General features: G+C 74.2%; 18 protein-coding genes. 10 read left to right on the top strand and 8 right to left on the bottom strand.

Features of this window, described 5'->3' with window-relative positions; all coding sequences use genetic code 11:
- Window positions 1–40: 40 nt before the first annotated feature.
- The gene (locus ACGF5C_RS13785; protein WP_393301007.1) at window positions 41–562 is read right to left on the bottom strand and encodes a GNAT family N-acetyltransferase; all 522 of its coding nucleotides are present in this window, start codon (window positions 560–562) and stop codon (window positions 41–43) included.
- Between the two features lie 195 nt (window positions 563–757).
- Between ACGF5C_RS13785 and ACGF5C_RS13780 the strand changes: the two genes are divergently transcribed.
- Window positions 758–1,579 (top strand): HAD family hydrolase, encoded by an 822-nt coding sequence (locus ACGF5C_RS13780; RefSeq protein WP_357697921.1) that lies wholly within the window; start codon window positions 758–760, stop codon window positions 1,577–1,579.
- Entirely contained in the window at window positions 1,579–2,391 is an 813-nt protein-coding gene (locus ACGF5C_RS13775; RefSeq protein ID WP_393301003.1) for an HAD family hydrolase, read from the top strand. Before ACGF5C_RS13780 ends, ACGF5C_RS13775 begins: the two co-directional genes overlap by 1 nt.
- A 31-nt stretch (window positions 2,392–2,422) precedes the next feature.
- Here ACGF5C_RS13775 and ACGF5C_RS13770 read toward each other — a convergent pair whose 3' ends face one another.
- On the bottom strand, window positions 2,423–3,025 hold the full coding sequence (locus ACGF5C_RS13770; protein WP_393301000.1) for a bacterial proteasome activator family protein: 603 nt from the start codon (window positions 3,023–3,025) through the stop codon (window positions 2,423–2,425).
- Window positions 3,026–3,107: 82 nt separating this feature from the next.
- Here ACGF5C_RS13770 and ACGF5C_RS13765 point away from each other — a divergent pair, with 82 nt between their 5' ends.
- On the top strand, window positions 3,108–3,905 hold the full coding sequence (locus ACGF5C_RS13765) for an alpha/beta hydrolase family protein (protein WP_393300997.1): 798 nt from the start codon (window positions 3,108–3,110) through the stop codon (window positions 3,903–3,905).
- Between the two features lie 79 nt (window positions 3,906–3,984).
- Complete coding sequence (locus ACGF5C_RS13760) at window positions 3,985–5,181, top strand: ABC transporter substrate-binding protein (RefSeq protein ID WP_393300994.1); 1,197 nt, start codon at window positions 3,985–3,987, stop codon at window positions 5,179–5,181.
- 80 nt (window positions 5,182–5,261) lie between these two features.
- On the opposite strand, the gene ddaH is transcribed toward ACGF5C_RS13760, so the two are convergent.
- Window positions 5,262–6,095 carry a dimethylargininase gene (ddaH, locus tag ACGF5C_RS13755; protein WP_393300991.1) on the bottom strand — a complete coding sequence of 278 codons (834 nt, stop codon included), beginning with the start codon at window positions 6,093–6,095 and terminating at the stop codon, window positions 5,262–5,264.
- A gap of 59 nt (window positions 6,096–6,154) precedes the next feature.
- On the opposite strand from ddaH, the gene ACGF5C_RS13750 reads away from it, so the two are divergent.
- Window positions 6,155–6,613, top strand: coding sequence for an Lrp/AsnC family transcriptional regulator (locus ACGF5C_RS13750; RefSeq protein ID WP_393300987.1), 459 nt, complete (start codon window positions 6,155–6,157; stop codon window positions 6,611–6,613).
- A 92-nt stretch (window positions 6,614–6,705) separates the two neighbouring features.
- Window positions 6,706–8,565: a beta-propeller domain-containing protein gene (locus tag ACGF5C_RS13745; RefSeq protein WP_393300984.1), complete on the top strand. Its 1,860-nt coding sequence runs from the start codon at window positions 6,706–6,708 to the stop codon at window positions 8,563–8,565.
- Window positions 8,566–8,641: 76 nt separating this feature from the next.
- Here ACGF5C_RS13745 and ACGF5C_RS13740 read toward each other — a convergent pair whose 3' ends face one another.
- From ACGF5C_RS13740 to ACGF5C_RS13730, 3 genes are all read right to left on the bottom strand, one after another.
- Window positions 8,642–9,748 carry a hypothetical protein gene (locus ACGF5C_RS13740; protein WP_357450417.1) on the bottom strand — a complete coding sequence of 369 codons (1,107 nt, stop codon included), beginning with the start codon at window positions 9,746–9,748 and terminating at the stop codon, window positions 8,642–8,644.
- 79 nt (window positions 9,749–9,827) lie between these two features.
- The gene (locus ACGF5C_RS13735; protein ID WP_393300981.1) at window positions 9,828–10,094 is read right to left on the bottom strand and encodes a DUF6457 domain-containing protein; all 267 of its coding nucleotides are present in this window, start codon (window positions 10,092–10,094) and stop codon (window positions 9,828–9,830) included.
- Window positions 10,091–10,762: a molybdenum cofactor guanylyltransferase gene (locus ACGF5C_RS13730; protein WP_393300978.1), complete on the bottom strand. Its 672-nt coding sequence runs from the start codon at window positions 10,760–10,762 to the stop codon at window positions 10,091–10,093. The genes ACGF5C_RS13735 and ACGF5C_RS13730 overlap by 4 nt, the downstream gene beginning before the upstream one ends.
- A 51-nt stretch (window positions 10,763–10,813) precedes the next feature.
- Here ACGF5C_RS13730 and fdhD point away from each other — a divergent pair, with 51 nt between their 5' ends.
- Entirely contained in the window at window positions 10,814–11,668 is an 855-nt protein-coding gene (fdhD, locus tag ACGF5C_RS13725; RefSeq protein WP_393300975.1) for a formate dehydrogenase accessory sulfurtransferase FdhD, read from the top strand.
- Window positions 11,669–11,787: 119 nt separating this feature from the next.
- Here the strand turns inward: fdhD and ACGF5C_RS13720 are convergent, their stop codons facing one another.
- Window positions 11,788–12,039 (bottom strand): flavin reductase, encoded by a 252-nt coding sequence (locus ACGF5C_RS13720; protein WP_357697944.1) that lies wholly within the window; start codon window positions 12,037–12,039, stop codon window positions 11,788–11,790.
- Entirely contained in the window at window positions 12,036–12,317 is a 282-nt protein-coding gene (locus ACGF5C_RS13715) for a hypothetical protein (protein WP_393300972.1), read from the bottom strand. Before ACGF5C_RS13715 ends, ACGF5C_RS13720 begins: the two co-directional genes overlap by 4 nt.
- 207 nt (window positions 12,318–12,524) lie before the next feature.
- Between ACGF5C_RS13715 and ACGF5C_RS13710 the strand changes: the two genes are divergently transcribed.
- The 3 genes from ACGF5C_RS13710 to ACGF5C_RS13700 all read left to right on the top strand — a co-directional run bounded on the left by ACGF5C_RS13710 (window position 12,525) and on the right by ACGF5C_RS13700 (window position 14,492).
- Window positions 12,525–13,271 (top strand): Scr1 family TA system antitoxin-like transcriptional regulator, encoded by a 747-nt coding sequence (locus ACGF5C_RS13710; protein ID WP_393300969.1) that lies wholly within the window; start codon window positions 12,525–12,527, stop codon window positions 13,269–13,271.
- Window positions 13,259–13,453, top strand: coding sequence for a DUF397 domain-containing protein (locus ACGF5C_RS13705; protein ID WP_393300966.1), 195 nt, complete (start codon window positions 13,259–13,261; stop codon window positions 13,451–13,453). The genes ACGF5C_RS13710 and ACGF5C_RS13705 overlap by 13 nt, the downstream gene beginning before the upstream one ends.
- A 163-nt stretch (window positions 13,454–13,616) precedes the next feature.
- Window positions 13,617–14,492 (top strand): alpha/beta hydrolase family protein, encoded by an 876-nt coding sequence (locus tag ACGF5C_RS13700; protein ID WP_393300963.1) that lies wholly within the window; start codon window positions 13,617–13,619, stop codon window positions 14,490–14,492.
- Window positions 14,493–14,516 lie beyond the last annotated feature (24 nt).

The raw sequence follows: 14,516 nt of genomic DNA, 5'->3' as shown, positions 1-14,516 counted from the left end.
GTCCGCAGCCGCACCCGGCGCGGTCCGGCACCCGGCCCGGTCAGGGGGCGGCCCAGCGGACCTCGCCGTCGACCAGTTCGTCGGTGGCGCGCAGGCCGAGCCGCTCGGCCACCCGGGCGGAGGCCCGGTGGTCGGGGTGCACGTGCGCGACGAGCGCCGCGATGCCCTGCTCCGCCAGCCAGCCGACCATGCCGGCCGCGGCCTCGCCGGCGTAGCCGCGGCCCTGCTGCGGTGCCACGACCACCCAGGCCAGCTCGGCGACCGGCCGGTCGCCGTCGAGCCGCACGGTGGCCTGCACGGTCCCGACCGCGTCGCCGGTGTCCCGGTGCCGCACGACCCAGTTGAGCCAGCCCTCCCCGCCGTCCGGGGACCGCCCGGCCGCCTGCCGGCGGTAGCGCTCCCGCAGCTGCTCGGGGGCTGCCGGACTGCCGCCGGTGTACTCGTGCAGGGCCGGGTCGTCGAGGAGCGGGGCGAGTTCCTCGGCGTGGTCGACACGGAGGGGCTCCAGCAGCAGCCGCTCCGTGCCGATGATCTCCGCCACCGGCCAGTCCCGCTCTCCCATCCGCCCACCGTACGGCCGCCCCGCCGGACCGGGACGGGGACACCGGCGGGCCGTCGTCCGTTGGCACCGACTTCGCCCAAAGGCAATAGTCGGTACCTGCCGCGCGAGGTACGGTTGCTGCCCGCCGTCACTGAGGGTCGAGGCACCGACGACCGAAGACGGCTGGTTGCGGCGGCGGCGGGCGAAGGAGGAACGATGACCCGCCCGGGCCTGCCCAAGCTGATCGCCACCGATCTCGACGGGACGCTCGTCCGCAGCGACGAGACCGTCTCCGCGTACACCCACGGGGTGCTGGACCGGGTGCGCGCCGCCGGGATCCCGGTGGTCGGCGCGACCGGCCGCGGTCCCCGACTGGCCGAGCTCACCCGCAACGACATCCGCGCCGCCGACTTCCTGGTGATGGCGGGCGGCGGTCGCGTGGTCGACCAGAGCGACCCGGCCGGGCCGGTGGTGCTGCGCGACGAGCGCCTCCCCGCCGAGGTGCTGGCCACGCTGCTCGCCGACCTGGAGGTGGCGGTCGGGCCGCTGACGGTGATGGTCGAGGCGTCGGACGAGCACGACGCACCGCTCTGGGGCGACTACCACCCGAGCTGGCCCTACCAGGACGCGTTCGAGGCGCGCAGCCGCGCCGAGTGCCTCTCCTGTGACGTGATCAAGGCGTTCGTCCGGACCGCCGACCACCACGTCGACGAGTTGCTCGCCGTCGCCCGGGAGGTCGTCCCGCCGGAGGTCGCCACGCTCACCCAGGCGGGGCTGGGCTTCGTGGAGATCTGCCCACCGGGGGTGGACAAGTCCACCGGGCTGGCCGTCGTGGCGCAGCGGCTCGGCGTCGACCCGGCCGAGGTGCTGGTCTTCGGCGACATGCCCAACGACCTGCCGATGTTCGCGTGGGCCGGCTGGGCCCGGGTGGCGGTCTCCAACGCCCACCCGACGGTCCGCGCCGTCGCCGACGAGGTGACGCTGCGCAACGACGACGACGGGGTGGCGGTGTACCTCGATCGGCTACTGTCCCGCTGATGGGAGAAGCACCTCGGCTGATCGCCACCGACATCGACGGCACCCTGTTACGGGACGACCGCACGCTCAGCCCGCACACCGCCGACGTGCTGGCGCGGATCTCCGCGCGGGGCACGCCGGTCGTGCTGGTCACCGGCCGTCCGATCCGCTGGCTGAAGCTCGTGTACGACCAGCTCGCCGAGCCGCTGCCGGCGATCTGCGCCAACGGCGCGGTGGTCTACGACCCGGCCGCCGACGAGGTGCTCCGGGCCGACCCGCTCGCGCCGGAACTGCTCGCCGAGGTGGCCCGGCGGCTGCGCGCCGAGGTGCCCGACATCAGCTTCGCGGTGGAGATCGTCGACAGCCGGCAGATGCGGCACGAGGCGCACTACCCGCTGCGCTGGGACGCCGACCACGAGGCGATCCGGGCGGTCGAGACCCCGGAGGAGCTGCTGTCGGCGCCGGCGGTGAAGCTGCTGGCCCGGGCCGCCGACCAGGACCCGGACGCCTTCGTCGCGCTGGTCGCCGGGGCGCTGGAGGGGCTGGCCGAGGCGACCCACTCGTCGTACTCGGGGCTGGTGGAGATCTCCGCCGCGGGCGTGACGAAGGCGGCCGGGCTGGCGTGGTACTGCGCCCGGCTCGGGATCGACGCCCGGGACGTGCTCGCCTTCGGCGACATGCCCAACGACGTGCCGATGCTGACCTGGGCCGGGCGGGGGGTGGCGGTGGCGAACGCGCACCGCGCCGTCCTGGCGGTCGCCGACGAGGTGACCTCGGCGAACTCGACGGACGGCGTGGCGGCGTACCTGGAGAAGGTCTTCGGGGTGGGCTGACGGCCGGCCGGGGCCCGGCCGGCCGGCACGCTCAGAGGTACTGGCCGGTGCTGTGCCCCTCGCCGCCCTGCGGCTGGCCCATGCCCGGCATGCCCGGCATCACGCCGCCGGGGCCGCTGGGCAGCGCCTGCCGGCCCGAACGCATCTGTTCGAGCTGGACCCGGGCGGCCATCTGCTGGGCGACCAGGGCCGCCTGGATGCCGTGGAAGAGGCCCTCCAGCCAGCCGACGAGCTGGGCGTGCGCGATGCGCAGCTCGCTCTCGCTGGGCGCCTTCTCCTCGGTGAAGGGCAGGGAGATCCGCTCCAGCTCGTCCCGCAGCTCGGGGGCGAGCCCCTCCTTGAGCTCGACGATCGACCGCTCGTGGATCTCCCGCATCCGGTGCCGGCTGGCGTCGTCGAGCGGGGCGGCCTTGACCTCCTCCAGCAGCTGCTTGATCATGCTGCCGATCCGCATCACCTTGGCCGGTTGCTCGACCAGTCGGGTGGGGTCCTCGCCGGCGGCCTCGTCGGTCTGCACGGTGCCGACCGGCCGCCCGTCCGGGCCGACCACCACCACCGTTCCGGAGTGCCCGGTGCCGTCCTGGCCCGGCTCGTCGTTCTGTCCAGCGGAGTGCGCTTCGGTCATGGGACCCATCTTTACCCAGCCGCACGGCCCACCGCGCCCGGGACCGATCCCCGACGCCGGATCGGCGGGTGATCCGCGCTACGGTCGCGCCATGCCCGCCGACCCGCGCGCCGTGCTCAGCCGCCCCGCCCCGGCCCCGGACGCCACCGTCTCCTACGGCGACCACCCGGACCAGGTCGCCGACCTGCGCCGACCCGCCGGGTCCGGCCCGGCCCGGCCACTGGTCGTGGTGGTGCACGGCGGCTTCTGGCGGGCCGAGTACGACCGGCGGCACACCGACCCGCTGGCCGCCGAGCTGGCCGCGCTCGGCCACCCGGTGGCCCAGGTGGAGTACCGCAGGACGGGGCAGCCGGGCGGCGGCTGGCCCGGGACGCTGACCGACGTGCTGACCGGCGTGACGGAGCTGCCCCGGCTGGCGGCCGAGGCGCTGCCCGGGCGGGTCGCCGCCGGGCCGCCGGTCCTGGTGGGTCACTCCGCCGGCGGGCACCTGGCGTTGTACGCGGCGGCGGCCGCCCCGGCCGCCGTCGGGGGTGTGCTGGCCCTGGCCCCGGTGTCGGACCTCGCCGAGGCGTACCGGCTGGATCTGGACTCCGGGGCGGTGGCCGCGCTGCTGGGCGGCGGCCCGGCCGACCTCCCCGACCGGTACGCCGCCGCCGATCCACGGTCGCTGGTGCCCATCCCGATACGGACAGTAGTCATGCACGGCGCGCTGGACGAGCAGGTGCCGGTGGCGATGAGCCGCGAGTTCGTCGCGGCCGACCGGGCGGCAGGCGGCGACATCCGCCTCGTTGAGCTGCCAGAATGCGAACATTTCGGGCTCATCGATCCGGAGTCGACGGCATGGCCAGAGGTCACGGCTGCTCTTCGATCTCTGCTGGAAGATCGCTAGGCATTGACGCAGCGTCGCTGACCCGGTAGAACGCCGAGGGGGCGCGATCCGCCCTGCAACGCTCCCTGGAAGGAACCCGGTGTCGCAGATGAACCGCAGGCGGGCACTCCAACTGCTGGCCGCGCTCGGAACGGCGGGCCTCGCCGCCGGCTGTGGCACCGATGCCGCCGAGAGCGAAGCGGCCGGCGACGGAAGCCCGATCAAGATCGGCCTCATCGCGCCCACCAGTGGAGGTCTCAAGGCGATCGGCGACGAGATCACCAACGGCTTCCAACTCTTCCTCGACCTCAACGGAAACGGCCTGGGCGGGCACCCCGTCACCCTGCTCACCGCCGACGAGGGCGAGAGCGTGAAGACCGGCAAGGCCGCCGTCGAGGGGCTGCTGAAGCAGGGCGTGCTCGCCCTCACCGGCGTGGTCGACTCGAACGTCATGTTCGGCATCCGGGACACCGTCGAGCAGGCCCGGGTGCCGCTGATCGGCTCCAACGCCTCGCCGACCAGCCTCCAGAGCGTCGTCTACATCTGGCGGACGTCGTACGTGCTGGACGAGGCGGGCCGGGCGCTGGGTCGCTACCTGCGGGAGCAGTTGGGATCCTCGGCGCGGCTGGCGATCGTCGCGCCGGAGAACGCCGGCAGCCAGGACGTGGTGCGGGGCTTCAAGCAGGAGTTCGGCGAGTCCGACCCGCGCATCAAGGACCCGGTGACCTGGACGGGCGTCTTCACCAACCCGTCGAAGTCCGCGTACCGGGCCGACATCCGCACGGCGCTGAGCCGCAAGCCCGACGCCGTGTTCTGCTTCTACGCCGGGCCGGCGGCGGTCGAGTTCATCAAGCAGCTACGCATCGAGGGATTCACCGGCAAGGTCTACGCCCCGGGCTTCCTCACCGAGGGCACGGTCCTGGAGAGCGTCAAGGCCGAGGAGGCGACGGGCATCCAGACCGCCCTCAACTACTCGGCCGACCTGAACAACACGGCCAACCGGCGGTTCGCCTCCGCGTACCGCAAGAAGCACGGCACCTCGCCCACCACCTACGCCATGGCCTCGTACGACGCGGCACAGGTGCTCGACCAGGCCATCCGGATCGCCGGCGCGACGCCCAACCCGCAGCAGGTCAACCTGGCGCTCGGCAAGATCGGCCAGATCGACAGCCCGCGCGGGGTGTGGCAGTTCAACCAGCCACGCACGCCGCAGCAGAAGTGGTACCTGCGCGAGGTGCAGCTCGACGGCCAGGTGCTGTCGAACGTGCTGGTCACGGAGCTGGCCACGCTCGGCTGAGCGCCCCGCACCACGCGCGGAGGGGCCGGCCTCCCCGCCCGGGAGGCCGGCCCCTCGTCGTACGCCTCGCGCGGCTCGGCTCAGTGGCGCAGCTCGGCGATGCAGCACTTCACGCTGCCGCCGCCCTTCTTCAGCTCGGCCAGTTCGACGGGGACCGGGTGGTAGCCGGCCGCCTTCAGCTTCCCGGCCAGCCGGGTCGCCTCGCTGTTGAGCACCACGTTGAGCCCGTCGCTGACCAGGTTCAGGCCGAAGGCCAGCGCGTCCTCGTCGTCCGCGACCACCGCGTCGGGGAAGAGTTGGGCGAGCACCTTCTGGCTGGCCGCCGAGAAGGCGCCCGGGTAGTAGACGATGTTCTCGTCGTCGATCGACGCCAGTGCCACGTCCAGGTGGTAGAAGCGCGGGTCGACCAGGCGCAGCGACACCACCGGGCGGCCGAGCGCCTCCTGCGCCTCGGCGTGGGCCGGCAGCTCGGTGCGGAAGCCGTGCCCGGCGAGGACCAGCCCGCCGTGCGCCTCGGGCAGGTACGCGAAGTCGCCCTCACCCTCGTTCGTCTCGCTCGGCGCGATGAACCGCCAGCCCTGCGACTCGTAGAACGCCCGGTGCGCGGCGGCCTCGGCGGCCCGCTGCTCGTGCTTGAACTGCGCGCCGTAGACGATGCCGTCGACCACGAACGCGCCGTTGGCCGCGAAGACCATGTCGGGCAGGCCCCGCTCGGGCGTGAGCAGGTGCACCTCGTGGCCGAGGCCGACCAGGGTCTCCCGCAGCCGGTCCCACTGCTTGACCGCCAGCTCCGGGTCGACCGGGGTGCTGACGTCCATCCACGGGTTGATCGCGTACTCCACCGCGAAGTGCTCGGGCGAGCACATGAGATATGTCCGCTTTCGCGGGACTCGCTGCTGGTTCACGGTGACCAAGGGTAGGTACCGTTGAACTTTGGTAACAGCCACAACCATTGCTTCCCAGAGGCGGAACGTTGCAGATAGATGCCGTAGACCAGCGAATCATTGCGTTGCTCGTCGCGGACGCCCGCGCCTCGTACGCGGACATCGGACAACGGGTGTCACTCTCCGCCCCGGCGGTCAAGAGACGGGTGGACCGGCTGCGGTCCGCCGGGGTGATCCGGGGCTTCACGGCGGTCGTCGACCCGGCCGCCGTCGGCTGGACCACCGAGGCATTCGTCGAGCTGTTCTGCGCGGGCCGGACCACCCCGGCCCAGATCGGGGTCGCCACCCGCCGGCACCCGGAGGTGGTCGGCGCGTACACGGTCTCCGGCGAGGCCGACGCGCTCGTCCACCTGCGGGCCGCCGACATCGCGCACCTGGAGGCGGCGCTGGAGCGGCTGCGGGCCGAGCCCTTCGTGACTTCCACCCGCAGCACCATCGTGCTCTCCCGACTGGTCGAGTCCCCCGGCGTCGGGCCCTCCGGCGGCTGACCGCGCCGACCGGCCCGGGGGTGCGGCGGGAAACGGCGCGAAAGGGCTGGGCGGGTCGGAACCACGCGCCACGCGGGCGCGTCGAACCGGCCATGAGACGGGGAGCGCACGTCCTCGCGGCCGGCACGCTGGCCGCCCTCACGCTGCTCGGCGGGAGCGCCATCCCGCCGCCGCTGCCCGGCGATCCGCCGCCGCGGCACCTGCCGACCGCCCCGGTGCTGGTCTCCTTCGACTCCTGCGCCGACGCGCTGGCCGGCCTGCGGGCGGCCGCCCGCGCGTCCGTCGGCCCGTGGGGCTTCGGCGGCGGCTGGCGCACGGGGGCCGCCCTCAGCGCCGTCCCGGACGCCGCGCGGGCGGAGGCCGCAGCCGCCCCCGAGCACTCCACCACCAACAACCACGAGGCCGGCGCGGACGAGCCCGACCTGGTCAAGACCGACGGCCGGCGGATCGTGACGGTCAGCCGGGGGCTGCTGCGGGTGGTGGACCCGGCCGCCCGGCGGGAGACCGGGCGGGTCGACCTCACCGGGGCGCTGCCGGAGCTGGGGTGGGGGCAGCAGAGCCTGCTGCTGCACGGCGACCGGGCACTGGTGCTGGCCCAGGTGGGCGCCGGCGGGGCCAGGGAGTTCGCCGGGTCGCGGATCGCCGGCGTACCGCGGCTGATCCTGGTCGACCTCGCGGGCCCGCCGCGGGTGCTCGGCACCTACCGCATGGACGGGAACCTCGTCGACGCCCGGCAGACCGGGTCCACCGCGCGGGTCGTCGTCCGCACCCGGCCCCGGCTGGAGTTCCCGTACGCGAAGCGCGGCACCGACGCGACGCGGACGGCGGCGAACCGGGCGGTCATCGACCAGGCCGGGGTGAAGGCGTGGCTGCCGGCGTACGAGTGGACGGCCGGCGCCCAGCGGCACACCGGGCGGGTCGGCTGCGACCGGCTGAGCCGCCCGCCCACCTGGTCCGGCACGTCGATGTTGACGGTGCTGAGCTTCGACCTGGCCGCCGACCGGCTCGGCGACGGCGACCCGGTCACCGTCGCCGCCGACGCGACCACGGTCTACGGCACCGGCCCGAACCTCTACCTCGCGGGCGAACGCCCGGTCCCGGGTCGGCCCGCCGGGCCGCGCCGGGACCGGCCGGCGGGCGCACAGGTCACCGAGATCTACCAGTTCGACACCGGCGCGCCGGGGCGTCCCCGCTACCTCGCCGCCGGCACCGTGCCGGGGTCGCTCGTCAACCAGTACGCCCTCTCCGAGTGGCAGGGGCACCTGCGGGTCGCCACCACCACCGGCGATCCCTGGGGCGCCCGCCCGACCTCCGAGTCCGGGGTGCACGTGCTGCGCCGGGACGGCGACGCGCTGACCCGGGTCGGCGCGGTCACCGGCCTCGGCCCGGGCGAGCGGATCTTCTCGGTGCGCTACCTCGGCCGCTCCGCGTACGTGGTCACGTTCCGGCGGACCGACCCGCTCTACGCGGTCGACCTGACCGACCCGACCGCGCCCCGGGTCACCGGCGAGTTGAAGATCACCGGGTACTCGGCGTACCTGCACCCGCTGCCGGACGGGCGGCTGCTCGGCGTGGGCCAGGAGGCCGACCGACGGGGGCGGACGCAGGGGCTCCAGGTCTCCCTGTTCGACGTCCGCGACCCGGCCCGGCCGGCCCGGCTCGACCAGTGGCACGTGCCCGGGCAGTACTCCGCGCTGGAGTACGACTCGCACGCCTTCCTGCACCGCCCGGAGACCGGCCTGGTCGCCCTCCCGGTCGGCGACGACGTACGCCTGCTGCGGGTCTCCGGGAGCGACATCGGCGAGGTCGGCACGGTGTCCCACCCCGGCGGGGCGGGCGCGGTGACCCGGTCGTTGCTGGTGGGTGACGTGCTCTGGACCGTCTCCGACGCGGGCCTGCGCGCCACCGATCCGACCACCGCCCGGAGCCTCGACTGGCTCCCTGTGACCTGATTCTCCCTCCCCGGCGGGTGGGGCCCGATCTCTCGGGGTTTCCGGGCCCCACCCGTCTCAGCCGGGAAGGCCCCGGTCAGAGGTACATGCCGGTGCGGTGCTCACCCTGGTCACGCCTGACCGCCTTGTCGCCCTCGCCGAAGAAGCGCTTGCCGCCGAACTCGCCGTGCAGCCGGTCGTCCAGCTCGTCCGCGAGCCCCGTCATCACCTGCACGGCGAGCATCAGATGGGTGGCCTGGAAGTTGCGGCCGAAGACCGGGATGGACGCCCACACGGTGTCGTCGGCGCAGTAGAGCCGGCCGATGGGCATCCGGTTGGTCAGCTCGGAGAGCTTCACGTAGAGCCGCTCGGTGGGCTCGACCTCGGTGAGCACCGGGGAGAAGACGTCCACCAGCGGCGGGTTGTCGCGGACCCGGACGAAGACCATCGCCGAGCCGGCGCGGATGTTGATGTCGCCGTCGGAGTCGACCTGCAACCGGTCCGAGTCCGACTTGAGCATGGTCGAGACGACCGTGCGGACCCGCTCGGCGAGCGCGGCCACGTCGCCCTCCGGGGCCTGGGCGGCGGTCGCCGCGGCGAGCGCCTCGTCCAGGTCGGCCTCCACGTCGCGGTCCGGGCCGAACTCGCTGCGCGCGGTGCCCAGCGGCTCCACCGGCAGCGGCTCCCCCTCGGCGTCGTGGATCAGGTAGACGAGGAAGGCGGGGTGCGGGGCGCCGTAGACGTCGCGCAGCGTCCGGGTGATCAGGGCCGCCAGCCGGGTGGCGTCGGTGGTGTTGCCGTCCAGCCCGAAGTGCTCGCCGGAGCCCGCCACCACGCCGGGCGGCGACCAGCCGAGGGCGATCATGTCCGCCACCGCGGCCCGGTCCAGCCGGTAGCCCTGCGGCAGGGTGGCGTTGCCGACCGCGCGGGCCGCCAGCCGGCCCTCCTCGCCGACGTCGACGCTGACGGAGTAGACCGCGTCGCCGGTGCCGGAGGCGGTGGGGTCGAGCGTCAGCTCGACGTGCGTGCCCGTCGGCAGCGCCGCCAGCCGCTCGGCCAACGCCCGCGCGAACTCCCGCCACGCCTGGGTCACCTTCGCCCGCAGGTCGGCCGTGGTGGGCTCGTCGAGCAGGATCGGCTCGTGGTGTGCCGGCAGGGTGCCGGGCGTGTCACCGTTCGGCGCCGAGGGGTGGTCTGCCGTCATGATCGCCTCCGTCCGTCCTGGTCACCCTACCCACGGATCCTGGGGGACGAATCAGCCCGACAGCGATCGGACAACGACCTCAGGCGGGGCCCTCGCCGGCGCGTTCGGCGCCCAGTTCGACCGGCCACGAGGCGGCCAGCGCGCTGAGCCGGGCCGCGGCACCCGCCGGGTCCGCGCCCCGGCCGACCGCCAGCCCGAGGAGGTACGCGGTGACGGGCGCGCCCGGCCGCAGCACCTGGTGCGCCACGTCCTTGGCCAGGTCGAGCACGGCCGGCACCGGCACCTGGGCGGGGTCGAGACCCAGCTCGGCACAGGCCGCCGTCAGCCAGTCGTCCATCACCGTCATCGCGCCCACTCCTCCGCCCGGCGTACGTCCTCGTCAGTGTCGCAGTCGAACCAGGGCGGCGGGCCGGCACCGGTCCACGGCACCTCGCGGACCCGCAGCCCGGCCAGCAGGGCCCGGATCGGCGCCCCGGCGAGCGGCGCGGCACCGCCCCGCCCGGCACGGGTGGCCGGCTCGGTGGCGGTGGCCGGCTCGGTGGCGGTGGCCGGCTCGGTGGCGGCGCGCTCGGTGGCGAGGCGGTCCAGGGCGGCGCGCAGCGGGGCCACCCGCCACACCCCGCAGAGCGTCTGCCGCTTTCCGTCGTGGTCGACGTAGCAAACGCCGTCGTGATCGGCGTCGAGCCCGTCGAGCAGCCCGCCGACGGCGGCACGGGTGAGCAGGGGCAGGTCGGCGGCGAGCAGGGCGACCACCGGCGTACCGGGGTCGAGCAGGGCCAGCCCGGCCGCGGCGGCGGCGACGGGGCCCCCGCCCGGCGGCTCCTCCCGGGTCACCCGCACCCCGGCGGGCACCGGCCCGGGCGGGCCGACCACGATGCGCGGGGCGGCGTCGGCGACGGCGGCCAGCACCCGGTCCCGCATGGGCCGGCCGCCGACCGTCCGGCCGGGCTTGTCCACGCCGCCCATCCGGCGGGCAGCCCCGCCGGCCAGCACCACCGCCGCGTACGCGTCCACCCCGCCACGGTAGCCGCGCGGCGACGCGGGCGCGGGGTGCAGGATGGCGGGATGGGACGGGCGACTGACCGACGCGGCGTGCTCCGCGTCGACCTCGACGCGGCGGACACCGGCCGCACCTCGCTACGCCGGCAGGACGCCCTCGCCGTGGAGGAGCCGCTGGAGATCCGGGTCGGTGCGGCGGGCCCCGGCCAGCGACGGCCGCTCGCGGTGACCATGCGTACGCCCGGCGAGGATCTGGACCTGGCGATCGGCTTCCTGCTCACGGAGGGGCTGATCCGTGCCGCCGACGACGTGCACACCGCGCAGCTCTGCGCCGGCGCGGAGACGCCCAACACGTACAACGTGGTGGACGTGGTGCTCGCGCCCGGCGTGCCCGAGCCCGCCACCGACCCGGCCCGGAACTTCTACACCACCAGCTCCTGCGGGGTGTGCGGCAAGGCGAGCATCGACGCCGTGCGTACCCGATCCGTCTTCGCGGTGGGTGACGACCCGCTGACCGTGCCGGCAGCGGTCCTGGCCGAGCTGCCGGGCCGGCTGCGGGCGGCGCAGCGCGGTTTCGACCGCACCGGCGGGCTGCACGCGGCGGCCCTGTTCACGGCGGGCGGCGAGCTGGTCGTGCTGCGTGAGGACGTCGGCCGGCACAACGCGGTCGACAAAGTGATCGGTTGGGCGGTCCGCGAGCGGCGGCTGCCGCTGGCCGGGCACGTGCTGCTGGTCTCCGGGCGGGCGAGCTTCGAGCTGACCCAGAAGGCGTGGATGGCCGGCGTGCCGCTGCTCGCGGCGGTCTCCGCACCGAGCAGCCTGGCGGCGGACCTAGCCGAGGAGGCCGGGCTGACCCTGGTGGGCTTCCTGCGCGACCGGACCATGAACGTCTACGCCCACCCCCGCCGGGTCACCGCCTGATCCGGGTGCCGAACAGCTCCAGCCGGACGGCGGCGCAGCGCCTTCGACGGATGCCGTGTCGGGGGTGGGTGGTGGAACGCTGTCGAGCTGCCCCGTCCATGAGACCACCCGCGTACCGGCTACCCGCGGGCCCGTGCCCACCCGGTGAAGCGCTCGGTCAGGTCGCCCGGTGCCGGGGCGCGGTCCGACGCCGCGAGCTGTTCGCCCGCCTCCGCCTGGAGGGTCGCCAGGTGAACCAGCAGGGCCGGCCGGTCCGTCCGGTACTCGGCGAGCAGCCGCAACTTCGCGGCGGAACACGGCCAGGCGATCCCACAGGCCGCGCAGCGCCAGGTGGGCCGGGTGGGCAGGTGCTCGGGGCGCCGCCGACTCACGCCGTCACCTGCACACGGGAGATCGGGCGGCGGGCCGGGGCAGCGGCCGGGGGCGTCGTACGCCAACGCACCCCCTCGCACCGCACGTACAGCGAGCGCCGGTCCACGGCGTCGCCGCGCGCGTTCAGCTCGTAGGCGTCGATCCAGCACCATCCGTGGTACGTGTGCCAGTCGGCCAGGACGCGGATCACACGCACGGTGATCGGGCGGACGAACTGAGGGCTCGCGGATCGGGCCAGGTACAGCACGTCGCCGGAGGTGATCTCTCGCGGGCTCACCGTCTTTCCCTTCGTCCGTCGGCTGGAGGAGGGGGCCGCCACGGATGCTCGCCCTGCGGCGGCCCCCTCGCCGGCACGACCGGCGGGCTCCGGGTGCCTCCACCGGCTCGCGCCGTCTACAAAGCACCTTGCGGAGGGTTGCCAGACAGTGACACCGCGTAGCAGTCTGTACCGAGATCATTCGGGACGTTCGCGTGAGGGATGGGGATGAACCGGGCGGTACAGGTAGCGATGGCGAAGGCCGGTGAGACTGCCGAGAGCCTTGCAGCTCAAGTCGGCGTTGATCCGAAGACGGCGGCGCGGTGGGTGAGCCAGGGACGAATTCCGCAGACCCGGCACCGTGCCCGGGTCGCCGAAATCCTGAACAAGGACATAGAGGAGCTTTGGCCGGACGCACTGAAGCGCCGCGAGCCGGCATGGTTCCAGCCATGGACGGACATCGAGCGCGAAGCGGCTGGGCTGCGGTGCTATGAGTCGACCGTCATTCCCGGGCTACTTCAGACCGAGGAGTATGCCCGCGCGGTCCTCGCTAGTGGTCCCCTCATAGCCGACGCAGACGGCTACGTCGAGACGCGGCTACGGCGGCAGGCTGCCGTGTTTGAGCGGCCCCGCCCGCCCCTGGCAGTCTTCGTGATCGATGAGGCAGCGTTGCGCCGAGGTGCGCCGGCAGTCATGGTGCCGCAGCTCGACCACCTGGCAGCGATGGCCGAGCGGCCTAACGTCATGGTGCATGTCCTTCCGCTGAACGCGGGCCTCCACCCAGGCCAGGCCGGGCCGTTCGTGATCGCCACAACGAGGGACGGTGAGGATGTCGGCTACCTGGATGATCAGGCAACTGGACGCATCACTAATGACGTTGCTCCGCTGTGGGCCGTGTGGGATACCGTGAGATCGGTCGCTCTCCCGCGAAACCAATCCATCGACTTCCTAGAGGCAAGATCATGGCTGACCTGACCGGCGCGCGGTGGCGCAAGGCCACCCGCAGCAGCTCGAACGGCGGCAACTGCGTCGAGGTCGCCGACAACCTTCCTGGCGTCGTCGCCGTACGCGACTCGAAGGACCCGGCCGGCCCGGCCCTCACCTTCGGGCCGGCGGCGTGGCGCGCGTTCGTCGCTCGGGTCGCCGAACGGACCTGACCGCCCCCGCACGCAAAACTCTCCACGGCGCGAACCGAGATCGTCGCCGCCGGGACGAAACGGTGCGGCGGCCGAACGCACGACGCCCTGCCGGCATGCTACCGCTCCGGGCGGGCACGGACGGGCGAGACGGACGCGGCCAGTCTGTGGTTGACTGCCCGGCATGGAGCTGGGCGTCGGCGAGCAGCAACTTCCGGCCATCCTGGACCTTCCGGCCGGGCCGGCCCGGGGAGCCCTCGCCGTGCTGCACGGCTCCCACGCCGGCACGCGGTCCCATTTCCTCTACGAGCACCTGGCCCGGCTGCTGCCGCCGGCCGGCATCGCGGTGCTGCGCTACGACCGGCGACCCCGGTTCGACGGTCACGACGTGCCGCTGACCGCCCAGGCCGACGACGCGGCGGCGGCCCTCGACGTGCTGCGCCGGCAGGTCGGCGACGTCCCCGTCGGGCTGTGGGGGTTCAGCCAGGGGGCTTGGGCAGCCGCGTTGACCGCCAGCCGGCACCGGGTCGACTTCCTCGTGCTCGTCGGGTGCTCCGGCGTCAGCCCCGCCCGGCAGATGCGGTACGCCACCGCCGAGCAGCTTCGCCGCCACGGGTACGGCGACGCCGACCTCGCCCACCTGAGCCGGCTGCGTCGGGTCGCAGAAACGTACCTGCGCGGCGGGCTGCCCCGCTCGGTCGCCCAGGCGGAGCTGGACGCGGCCGTCGAGCGGCCCTGGTTTCCGCTGGTGTTCCTGCCGCGTGAGGTGCCGGAGCCGGGTGCCTGGGCCGACATGGACTTCGACCCGGAGCCGGTCTTCGCGGAGCTGTCCTGCCCGGTGCTGCTCTGTTACGGCGAGACCGACGCCTGGATACCGATCGAGGAGAGTCTGGCGGTGTGGCGCCGGGCCGCCCGCGCCGCCGAGCTGACTGTCGCCCGGCTGACCGGCTGCGACCACGCGCCCACCCTGGACGAGGCCGACGACCTGGCCGGAGTCAGCCCGCAGTACGAGCAGGCCCTGCTCTCCTGGCTGGACCGGCGGCTTCCCGCCGGGGGATGACCCGGGCCGCCATGCGTCGCCCGA

This window comes from Micromonospora sp. NPDC047620, from assembly GCF_043205005.1.
Lineage (GTDB): Bacteria > Actinomycetota > Actinomycetes > Mycobacteriales > Micromonosporaceae > Micromonospora.
The sequence above is the reverse complement of the archived record's forward strand: the minus strand, read 5'-3'. Positions and strand labels throughout refer to the sequence as shown.